Annotated in this window: 7 protein-coding genes; all 7 read right to left on the minus strand. The window is 71.9% G+C overall.

What is annotated here, in order from left to right:
- Positions 1–71: 71 nt before the first annotated feature.
- Positions 72–674: a sarcosine oxidase subunit gamma gene (locus tag Sri02f_RS38330; RefSeq protein ID WP_109005922.1), complete on the minus strand. Its 603-nt coding sequence runs from the start codon at positions 672–674 to the stop codon at positions 72–74.
- Positions 667–3,912, minus strand: coding sequence for a sarcosine oxidase subunit delta family protein (locus Sri02f_RS38335; protein ID WP_109005923.1), 3,246 nt, complete (start codon positions 3,910–3,912; stop codon positions 667–669). Before Sri02f_RS38335 ends, Sri02f_RS38330 begins: the two co-directional genes overlap by 8 nt.
- A gap of 11 nt (positions 3,913–3,923) precedes the next feature.
- Positions 3,924–5,156 carry a sarcosine oxidase subunit beta family protein gene (locus Sri02f_RS38340; RefSeq protein ID WP_109005924.1) on the minus strand — a complete coding sequence of 411 codons (1,233 nt, stop codon included), beginning with the start codon at positions 5,154–5,156 and terminating at the stop codon, positions 3,924–3,926.
- Between the two features lie 58 nt (positions 5,157–5,214).
- Positions 5,215–6,075 (minus strand): bifunctional methylenetetrahydrofolate dehydrogenase/methenyltetrahydrofolate cyclohydrolase, encoded by an 861-nt coding sequence (locus Sri02f_RS38345; RefSeq protein ID WP_109005925.1) that lies wholly within the window; start codon positions 6,073–6,075, stop codon positions 5,215–5,217.
- A gap of 37 nt (positions 6,076–6,112) precedes the next feature.
- Complete coding sequence (locus tag Sri02f_RS38350) at positions 6,113–8,551, minus strand: GcvT family protein (RefSeq protein ID WP_109005926.1); 2,439 nt, start codon at positions 8,549–8,551, stop codon at positions 6,113–6,115.
- A gap of 225 nt (positions 8,552–8,776) precedes the next feature.
- Positions 8,777–9,757, minus strand: coding sequence for an ABC transporter substrate-binding protein (locus tag Sri02f_RS38355; RefSeq protein WP_109004066.1), 981 nt, complete (start codon positions 9,755–9,757; stop codon positions 8,777–8,779).
- A 12-nt stretch (positions 9,758–9,769) separates the two neighbouring features.
- Positions 9,770–10,097: ABC transporter permease subunit (locus tag Sri02f_RS38360; RefSeq protein WP_159106790.1), on the minus strand; the 328-nt coding region annotated here is incomplete at its 5' end.

Consider the following 10,097-nt stretch of genomic DNA (forward strand, 5'->3'; position numbering starts at 1 on the left):
CGCGAAGGGACGCTCAGCCCGGGCCCCTCACCGGAGCTCCCACAGGGGCGACGGCGTCGCCCCCGCCGGTGTCAGAGGTACTCCGTCGCCGCGTCGAGCAGCCAGTCCGCCAGATACGCGGCGAACGACGAACGGACCAGGACCCAGAAACCGGCGCTGGGCTCCTCACGCGCGACGAGGACGACCTGGGTGCGCCCCAGGGTGGTCTGGGCACAGCGGCCGGAACCGAAGGCCCTCGGATGCAGGTCCAGCGAGCAGCCGTGGGCCAGCAGGTCACGGGCTCCTCCGCCGGCGACGAGGACCGTCGTGCGCTGCGCGGAGACGTCGGTGACCGAGACCGGCTCCTCACCCGCAGCCTCCCGGATCCGGCTCTCCAGTTCGCGCTCGCCGCCCGGCGGCCCCACGAGCAGCCACTCGTCGGGGCCGAGCCACAGCGCGGTCAACTCCCCCGCGCGGACGACGGTGTCGGGCTCCAGGGGAAGCTGGAGTCCCAGCGCGAGACCGACGGCGCCGGCCGCCGCCCCCTTCGCGTCGAGACGCACGTCGAGCTGGGTGAGGAAGGGGAGTTCGGCCAGCCGGATCATGCCCCCGCTGTCGCGGGTGGCGGCGGCCAGCCGGTCGGCGGCCCGGGACAGCGGGCTGCGGGGCCGGGAGGTCAGGGCGGTGTCAGCCATCGCGGCGGGCTCCCTCGGGGTCGTAGAGGACGGGGCTCGCGACGGTCACGGGGACCAGTCGGTCGCCCACGGGGGCGTACAGCCGCTCGCCGATGCGGTCCCGGCCGCCCTTGACCAGGGCGAGCGCGAAGGTCCGGCCGAGGGCCGCGCTGCGGTAGCTGGAGGTGACATGGCCGAGCATCGGGACGGGCGGGGCCGGCAGTTCGCCGCCGGCCACCAGGTGGGTGCCCTCGGGCAGGAAGGCGGCCGGGTCCTCGGGAAGCAGGCCGACCAGGTGCTTGCGGTCCGGGCGCACCGTGTCGGCGCGGGCGAACGAGCGCTTGCCGATGAAGTCCGGCTTCTTCTTGGAGACCGCCCAGCCCATACCGAGGTCCTGCGGGGTGACGGTGCCGTCGGTGTCCTGGCCGATGATCGGGTAGCCCTTCTCGGCGCGCAGGACGTGCATGGTCTCGGTGCCGTAGGGGGTGATGCCGTACGGGGCGCCAGCCTCGTACACCGCCTCCCAGAGGGTCAGCGCCTCCCACGGCGACACGTTGATCTCGTAGGCGAGTTCACCGGAGAAGCTGATCCGGCAGACCCGGGCCTCGATGGCGGCGACGGTCGTCTCGCGCCAGGCCATGAACGGGAAGTCCTCGTTGGCGACGGCGAGTCCGGGGGCGAGGGAGCCGATCACCTCACGGGACCTCGGGCCGACCAGGGCGACCGTGGCCCACTGCTCGGTCACGGAGGTGCAGTGGACCTTCAGTTCGGGCCACTCCGTCTGGAGCCACTCCTCCATCCAGTCCAGCACGGCGGCCGCGTTGCCGGTCGTCGTGGTGACCAGGAAGCGGTCCCGGTCGACCCGGATGACCGTGCCGTCGTCGAAGACCATGCCGTCCGGGCGGCACATGACGCCGTAGCGGATCATGCCGACCTTCAGGGTGCTCATCATGTTGGTGTAGAGCAGGTCGAGGAAGGCGGCGGCGTCCGGGCCCTGCACGTCGATCTTGCCGAGGGTGGAGGCGTCCATGAAGCCCACGCCCTCGCGGGTGGCGGCGCACTCGCGCAGCACCGCGGCCTCCATGTCCTCGCCGCCTCGCGGGTAGTACCAGGGCCGCTTCCACTGACCGACGTTCTCGAACAGCGCCCCGTGCCCGACATGCCACTCGTGGAGCGCGGTCGTGCGGACCGGGTCGCTCAGCAGGCCCCGGTCGCGGCCGGCGAGGGCGGCGAAGGAGACCGGCGTGTACGGCGGGCGGAACGTGGTCGTGCCGAGGGCCGAGACGTCCACGCCGAGCAGTTCGGCGACGGCCCCGCTCGCCAGCACGCCCGAGGTCTTGCCCTGGTCGTTGGCGGTGCCGGCCGTGGTGTAGCGCTTGGTGTGCTCGACCGAGCGGAGGCCGGCGCCGGTCGCGCGGGCCAGGTCGGCCACCGTGACGTCGCGCTGGAGGTCGACGAACCGAGGCGCGTCCGACTCGCCCGGGACGACGTATACATGCATCGCGGGCGCCGGCCGTGGCTGCGCCGCCACGGCCGGAAGGCGGGGCTGCTCGGGCGTGTACCCCTCGGCCTCGATCGCGCGGGCGCCGGCGGCGGCGCCCTGGGCGAGGACGGCGGCCGGGTCGAGGACACCGCTCGCGCTGCCCACGACCTCGACGGCCTGGCGGCCGGTGTCGGGCACGAAGGAGCCCAGTGTCCCGTCGTGGCGCAACGTGCCGCCGGACTGGCTGAACAGGTGCGCCACCGGGTTCCAGCCACCGGAGACCAGCAGCAGGTCGGCCGCGAACTCCCGCTGCCCGGCGGACTCCCCGTACGGGGCGACGGTCACGGCGGTGAGGCGGGCCCCACCCTCCGTGCCGGTGACGGCGTGACCGGCCAGGACCTCGATGCCGGCGGCCGTGGCACGTTCGGCCCACTCCCCCGGTTCGGGGCGGGTGTCGACGATCGCCGTGACGGCCAGGCCCGCCGAGGCGAGGTCCAGGGCCGCCGCGTAGGCGCTGTCGTTGGTGGTGAGGACGACCGCGTGGCGGCCGGGCAGGGCGCCGTGCCGGTTGACGTGGGTGCGGGCCGAGGAGGCCAGCATCACGCCGGGGCGGTCGTTGTCCGCGAAGGCCAGCGAGCGTTCGTGGGCGCCGGTCGCGAGGACGACGCGGCGGGCCCGGATGCGCCAGACGCGTTCCCGGGAGACGTTCGCGGGGGCCGCGCCGCCGAGGTGGTTGGTGCGGCGCTCGACGGCGAGGAGGTGGTTGTCGTCGTAGTAGCCGAAGACGGTCGTACGGCGCAGGACCCGGACCTCCGGGGCGGCGTCGAGCAGGTCGGCGGTCTCGCCCACCCAGTCGAGGTGTTCGGCCGTGCCGAGGAGGCTGCCGCCGAGCTCCGGCTGGTCGTCGGCGAGGATGACGCGGGCGCCGCTGTTCGCCGCCGCGGCGGCGGCGGCGAGGCCGGCCGGGCCCGCGCCCACGACCAGGAGGTCGCAGTGCGCGTGTACGGCGTCGTAGCGGGCCGGGTCGGGGGCCGTGGCGAGGCGGCCCTGGCCGGGGAGACTGGTGGCGACCAGGCCGTCGTAGAGCTCGACGGTGGTCGCGGGGAGCATCGGCTCGGGAAAGGGTTCCTCGATCTGGATGACGGCGTTGGGCTCCTCGACGCCGGCGGAGAAGATGCCTCGGGGGCGGCCGAGCTTGATGCTGGTGCCCGCGTGGATGACGCCGTTGGCGAGGAGGGCGGAGGCGAGGGTGTCGCCCCGGTGGCCCTGGTACTGCGTGCCGTCGAAGGTGAAGGTGAGGAGGGTGTCGCGGTCGATGCGGCCTCGGGTGGGGTGGCGGAACGGCTGGGTCGTCTCGCCCTCGCCGCCCCTGGCCGTCCCGTCCTGACGGGACTCCGCTCCTTCGACCCCGCTCCCGGGGCCTGCGCTCGCCGGCTCCCCTGCGGCCCGAACGGCCTCGCCCTCGAAGGCCGGACGGGCCGGCGGCGCGGGCGTCGGGGCGGGGGTCGCCGGGCGGTCCTCGCCCGAGCGGTACACCGAGAGGATCTCGTTCGTGGAGGTGTCGCGGACCGCGTTGAACCAGCGGCGGCAGCCCGCCGCATGGCTCCAGCGTTCGGCGAACGGGCCCTTGGTGTTGTCGCGGAAGAAGAGGTAGCGGGCCCACTCCTCGTCGGTGAGGGCCGAGGGGGTCTCGGGGTAGGCCACGTGGGCCTGGCCGCCGTAGTGGAATTCGGCCTCGTCGCGGGGCCCGCACCACGGGCAGGGGATGAGCAGCATGGTTGGGCTCCCTAGTGGGCCACCGCGGCCGCGCCGTGCTCGTCGACGAGCGCGCCGGTGGTGAAACGGTCGAGCGAGAAGGGGGCGTTGAGGGCGTGCGGGGTGTCGTGGGCGATGGTGTGGGCGTAGACCCAGCCGACGCCCGGGGTGGCCTTGAAACCGCCCGTGCCCCAGCCGCAGTTGAGGTAGAGGTTGTCGACGGGGCTGAGCCCGACGATCGGCGAGGCGTCGGGGCTGACGTCGACGATGCCGCCCCAGGTGCGCAGGACGTGCGCGCGGGCGAAGACCGGGAAGAGCTCCAGGGCCGCGGCCATCTGCTCCTCGATGATGTGGAACGCACCGCGCTGGGTGTAGGAGTTGTACGCGTCGATGCCCGCGCCCATCACCAGCTCGCCCTTGTGCGCCTGGCTGACGTACACATGGACGGCGTTGGACATCACGACCGTCGGGTGCACCGGCTCCAGGAGCTCGGAGACCAGGGCCTGCAACGGATGGGACTGGACGGGGAGTTGGATGCCCGCCATGGCGGCGAGGACCGAGGTGTGGCCCGCCGAGCAGAGCGCGACCTTGCCGGCCGCGATGCGGCCGCGGGTCGTCCGGACGCCGACGACGCGGTTGTCGACCACGTCGAGACCGGTGACCTCGCAGTTCTGGATGATGTCGATGCCGGCCGCGTCGGCGGAGCGGGCCAGGCCCCAGGCCACGTGGTCGTGCTTGGCGATGCCGGCGCGCGGCTGGTAGGTGGCGCCCAGCACCGGGTAGCGCACGTCCTGGGAGATGTTGACGATCGGGCAGACTTCCTTGACGCCATCGGCGTCGAGCCACTCCGCGTCCACGCCGTTGAGGCGGTTGGCCTCCACGCGCCGCACGCTGTCGCGGACGTCCTGGAGGCTGTGGGCGAGGTTCAGCACACCGCGCTGGGAGAAGAGGATCGGGTAGTCGAGCTCCTCCTCCAGTCCCTCCCAGAGCTTGAGAGCGTGCTCGTAGATCCCGGCGCTCTCGTCCCACAGGTAGTTGGAACGGATGATCGTGGTGTTGCGGGCCATGTTGCCGCCCCCGAGCCAGCCCTTCTCCAGCACCGCGACCTTGGTGATGCCGTGGTTCTTCGCCAGATAGTGGGCGGTGGCCAGGCCGTGTCCGCCGCCGCCGACGATCACTACGTCGTACGACTTCTCGGGCTCGGGGTCACGCCACAGCCAGTCGGGGTGCTCGGGGAGGTCTGCGCCGGGGGTGCGGGGGCTCATCGGACGTCTCCGTCTTCCGGGAGGCACGGATGCTGCGGGTGCTGGGGGACGTGCACGTTCATAGGGCGGTGGCGTTCCTCTCGGCGGCCTCGACGACGTTGGCCAGCAACATCGCGCGGGTCATGGGGCCCACTCCGCCGGGCATCGGCGCGATCCAGCCGGCGACCTGGGCGGCGTCCGGGTGGATGTCGCCGACCAGGCCCTGGTCGGTGCGGGTGATGCCGACGTCCAGGACGGCCGCGCCGGTGCGCAGCATGTCCTTGGTGATCAGCCCTGGCGAACCGGCCGCCGCGATGACGATGTCGGCCTCGCGGGTGTGCCGGGCCAGGCCCTTGGTGCCGGTGTGGCACAGGGTCACGGTGGCGTTCTCCGAGCGGCGGGTGAGCAGCAGGCCGATGGGGCGGCCGACCGTGATGCCCCGGCCGATGACGCAGACCCGGGCGCCGGCGAGCGGTACCCCGTGGCGCCGCAGGAGTTCGACGATGCCGCGCGGGGTGCAGGGCAGCGGGGCGTCGACGCCGAGGGTGAGCCGCCCGAGGTTGACGGGGTGCAGTCCGTCGGCGTCCTTGGCCGGGTCCATGCGTTCCAGCACGGCGTTGGCGTCGAGGTGGCGCGGCAGCGGGAGCTGGACGATGTAGCCGGTGCAGGCCGGGTCGGCGTTCAGCTCGTCGACGACGTCCTCGACCTGCTGCTGGGTGGCGTCGGCGGGCAGGTCGCGGCGGATGGAGGCGATGCCGACCTGGGCGCAGTCGCGGTGCTTGCCGCCGACGTAGGCGCGGCTGCCGGGGTCGTCGCCGACCAGGACCGTGCCGAGGCCCGGCGGGCGGCCGCCGGTGGCGGCCGACTTGGCCACGCGCTCCGTGAGTTCGCGTCGGATGTCGGCGGCAGCGGCCTTGCCGTCGAGCAGCTGTGCGTTCACCGGCGGTGTTCCTTCCCTCTTCGGTCGTGGCCGGGGATCAGCCACGGAGGCGGGACATGGTGGGGTCGAACAGGGGCTCCTCGGTGACGACCGCCTCGACGCGCTGGTCGAAGTAGCCGATGTGCAGCACGGTCCCGGGGGTCGCGAGTTCCGCCGGGAGCCAGGCGTAGGCGATGCCCTTGCCGATGGTGTAGCCGTGGGCGGCGCTGGTGACGTAGCCGACCGGCCGGTCGCCGTCGAAGACGGGCTCCTTGCCCAGGACGGCCGAGCGGGGGTCGTCGATCACGAGGCAGGACAGCTTGCGCCGGACGTTCTCCTTGCGGCGCAGCAGTGCCGCCTTGCCGACGAAGTCGTCCTTGTCGAGCTTGACCGCGAAGCCGACGCCCGCCTCGTAGGGGTCGTGCTCGTAGGTCATGTCGGTGCCGAAGGAGCGGTAACCCTTCTCCAGGCGCAGGCTGTTGAAGGCGCCGCGGCCGGCGATGACGCCGCCGAGGGGCCGGGCGGCCTCCCACAGGGTGTCCCAGAGCTTCTGGCCCTGGTCGGCGGTGGTGTAGATCTCCCAGCCCAGTTCCCCGACGTAGCTCAGGCGCATGGCGGTGACGGGCACCGAGCCGATGTAGGCGGGCTTGGCGCGGAAGTACTTCAGCCCGTCGTTCGAGAAGTCGGTGTCGGTGAGGGGCTGCAGGACCTTGCGGGCGAGCGGGCCCCACAGGCCGATGCAGCAGGTGCCGGGGGTGATGTCGCGGACCTGGACCGTGCCGTCGGCCGGGAGGTGACGGGTGATCCAGTCCAGGTCGAGGTTGCCGTTGGCGCCGATCTGGAACGTGTCGCGGGCCAGCCGTGCGACGGTGACGTCGCTGCGGATGCCGCCGTCGTGGTCGAGGAAGAGGGTGTAGGTCACCGAGCCGACGGATTTGGCGACCTTGCCGGTGCACAGACGCTCCAGGAGGTCGGCGGCGCCGGGGCCGCTCACCTCCAGGCGCTTGAGGGCCGTCATGTCGTACATCGCGACGGTCTCGCGGGTGGCCTGGGCCTCGGCGCCGACGATCGGCGACCAGAACCGCGCGGCCCAGTCGCCCGGGGTCGGGATGCTGCGGCCGTCCACGAGGGGGGCGTTGGCCTCGTACCACTGCGGGCGCTCCCAGCCGTTCGCCTCCAGGAAGAAGGCGCCGTGCTCCTGCTGGCGGGCGTGGAAGGGGCTGGTGCGGATCGGGCGCGGGTCCCCGGACGGCTGGAGGGGGTGGAGGATGTCGTAGACCTCGACGAAGTTCTGGCAGTCGCGGGCCAGGACGTACTCCGGGGAGAGCTGGTGCGGCTCGAAGCGGTTGATGTCGCACTCGTGCAGGTCGAAGGAGGAGCAGTAGCCGTCGACCAGCCATTCGGCCATGGCGCGTCCCACGCCGGCGGAGTGGGTGACCCAGACCGCCTCGGCGACCCAGAAGCCCTTGACGTCCCGTGACTCGCCGAGAAGCGGGAAGTTGTCCGTGGTGAAGGAGAACAGGCCGTTGATGCCCTCCTCGACCTTCGCCTCCTTGGTGACGGGAAGGAGCGCCTGGGTCTCGGTCCAGGCGTCCGCGAAGTCGTCCTCGGTGAATTTCAGGACCGACGGCATGCCGTCGGCGTCGTCGACGGAGAGGATCTCGTCGGCGGTGATGGGCATGGGGCGGTGGCCGTAGTAGCCGATGCCGATGCCGTCGAAGCGGTCGCGGTAGTAGAGGTCGGCGTCCTGGTGGCGCAGGATCGGCCGGACCGCCTCCTCGGTCTGACCGGCGAGGGCCGGGATCGGGCCGGTCCAGGCGAGCTGGTGGGCGAGCGGGGTGAGCGGGAGGTTCATCCCGGCCATGCGGGCGATCTTCGGGCCCCAGATGCCGGCGCAGCAGACGACGATGTCCGCCGGGATCTCACCCTGGTCGGTCAGCACACCGGTGACCTCGCCGTCCGCCTTCAGGACGTCGAGTACCTCGTGGCGGGCGAGGAAGGTCACGCCGCGCTCGGTGGCCCGGCGGATCTGGGCCTCGACGGCGAGGACGGCCTTGGCGAGGCCGTCGGTGGGAACGAGGAGGCCGCCGAGGACCTTGTCGGGGTTGACCAGCGGGTGCTGCTCGAGGCATTCGTCCGCGGTGAGCAGGCGGGCCTCGATGCCCCAGGCGGTGATCCAGCCGTGGCGGCGGTGCAGTTCGGTGAGGCGCTCGGGGGTGGTGGCCACTTCGAGACCGCCGACCTGGAGGAAGCAGGGCTTGCCGTCGACGTCGAGGGAGCAGAACTTCTCGACCGTGTACCGGGCCAGCTCGGTCATGGTCTTGGAGGAGTTCGTCTGGAAGACCAGGCCGGGGGCGTGTGAGGTGGAGCCCCCGGTGGCGGGCAGCGGGCCCTGGTCGACCACGGTCACCTCGGTCCAGCCTCGCGCGGAGATCTCGTCCGCGAGAGCCGCGCCCACGACTCCCGCTCCGATGATGACCACTCGGGGTCCCGCCATCGCCGCACCTCCGGTCTGTTGATCAGCCGAGCCGATCGAGTTGCCGTTTACGCAACGCGGTTCAGGTTGCGCAACTCAATGTGCCTTCCGCGCAGGTGGGTGTCAAGGGCCCCGAGACCTCGGAGAACAGACCGGAACACGGCGATGCCCGGTGGGCGGCGCGCATCTCGCGCGCGCCGCCCACCGGGCACGATCCGACCGGATTCCCGCGTCCGGTCTGCGCCCCTACTTGATCCAGGCGTCCACCTTGGCGCGGTTGGCGTCGACCCACTTCTTGGCCGCGGCGTCGGGGGTCATCTTGTCGACGGCGATGTACTTGGCCACCGTGTTCTGGTCGTCGTTGGTCCAGTGGAAGTTCTTCACCAGGCGGTAGGCGGGGCTGGCGGACTTGGCGAACTTCGCGCTGACGATCTTGTCGAGGTCGTAGACGGGATAGTCGCAGGCGATCTTCGCGGCGTCGGCGTCGCAGCCCGCCTTGTACGCCGGCAGGTTCACCTTCACGAGCGGGACTTCGGAGAGGAACCACTGCGGCTCGTAGAAGTAGCCGATCACCCATTCCTTGTTCTTCTCGGCCTTGCGGTAGGCCTGGATGAGCGCGGTCTCGCTGCCCGCGTACACCACCTTGAAGTCGAGTTTCAGATTCTTGACCAGGGCCTCGTCATTGGTGACGTAGGACGGGTCGCCGTCCAGGAGCTGGCCCTTGCCGCCGGATTCGGAGGTCTTGAACTCGGCCGCGTACCTGTTCAGGCTCTTCCAGTCGGTGATGTCGGGGTGGGCCTTGGCCAGCCACGGCGGCACGTACCAGCCGATGATGCCCTTGTTGCCGGTCGAGCCGGCCGAGACGGCCGTCTTCTGCCCGCCGAGGTACTTCTTCTTCAGGTCGTCGTGGCCCCAGTTCTCCAGGACGGCGTCGACCTCGCCCGTCCCGAACCCCTGCCAGGCGATCTCCTCCTTGAGGTCCTTCTTGGTGACCGTGCAGCCCAGGTCCTGGTGCGCGACGTAGGCGACGACCGCCGCGTCCGCCTCGTAGCCCACCCACGGGTTGACCGCGAGGTTGAAGACCCCGCACTTGCCCGAACCGCCCGCGCCGCCGCCGGAGGCGGAGGAGCTGTCACCGACCTTCGCCCCGCCGCACGCGGTGAGGGTGAGACCGAGGACCGCCAGGCCGGCCGCGCCGGCTCTCCATCGTCTTGCTTGCCTTGCCATGTGTCGTGCTCCTTAAGCGCTCGCGCGGCGCGCGGCTGCCTGAGTGATCCGGTCGAACATGACTCCGAGAAGGACGATGGCCAGCCCTGCGGCGAGCCCCTTCCCGAACAGTTGGCCCTGCGAGAACCCGGCCACGACGTCGTAGCCGAGGGCGCCCGCCCCCACCAGGCCGCCGACCACGACCATCGACAGGACGTAGATCAGGCCCTGGTTGGTGGCGAGGGTCAGGGCGCCACGCGCCATCGGCAGCTGGACCTTGGCGATGATCTGCCAGGTGTCGCACCCGGCGGCGGTGGCCGCCTCCACGGTGGTCGCGGGCACGGCCCGCACCCCATCCGCG

The sequence above is a fragment of the Streptomyces rishiriensis genome (assembly GCF_003112535.1).
GTDB classification, from domain to species: Bacteria; Actinomycetota; Actinomycetes; order Streptomycetales; family Streptomycetaceae; genus Streptomyces; species Streptomyces rishiriensis.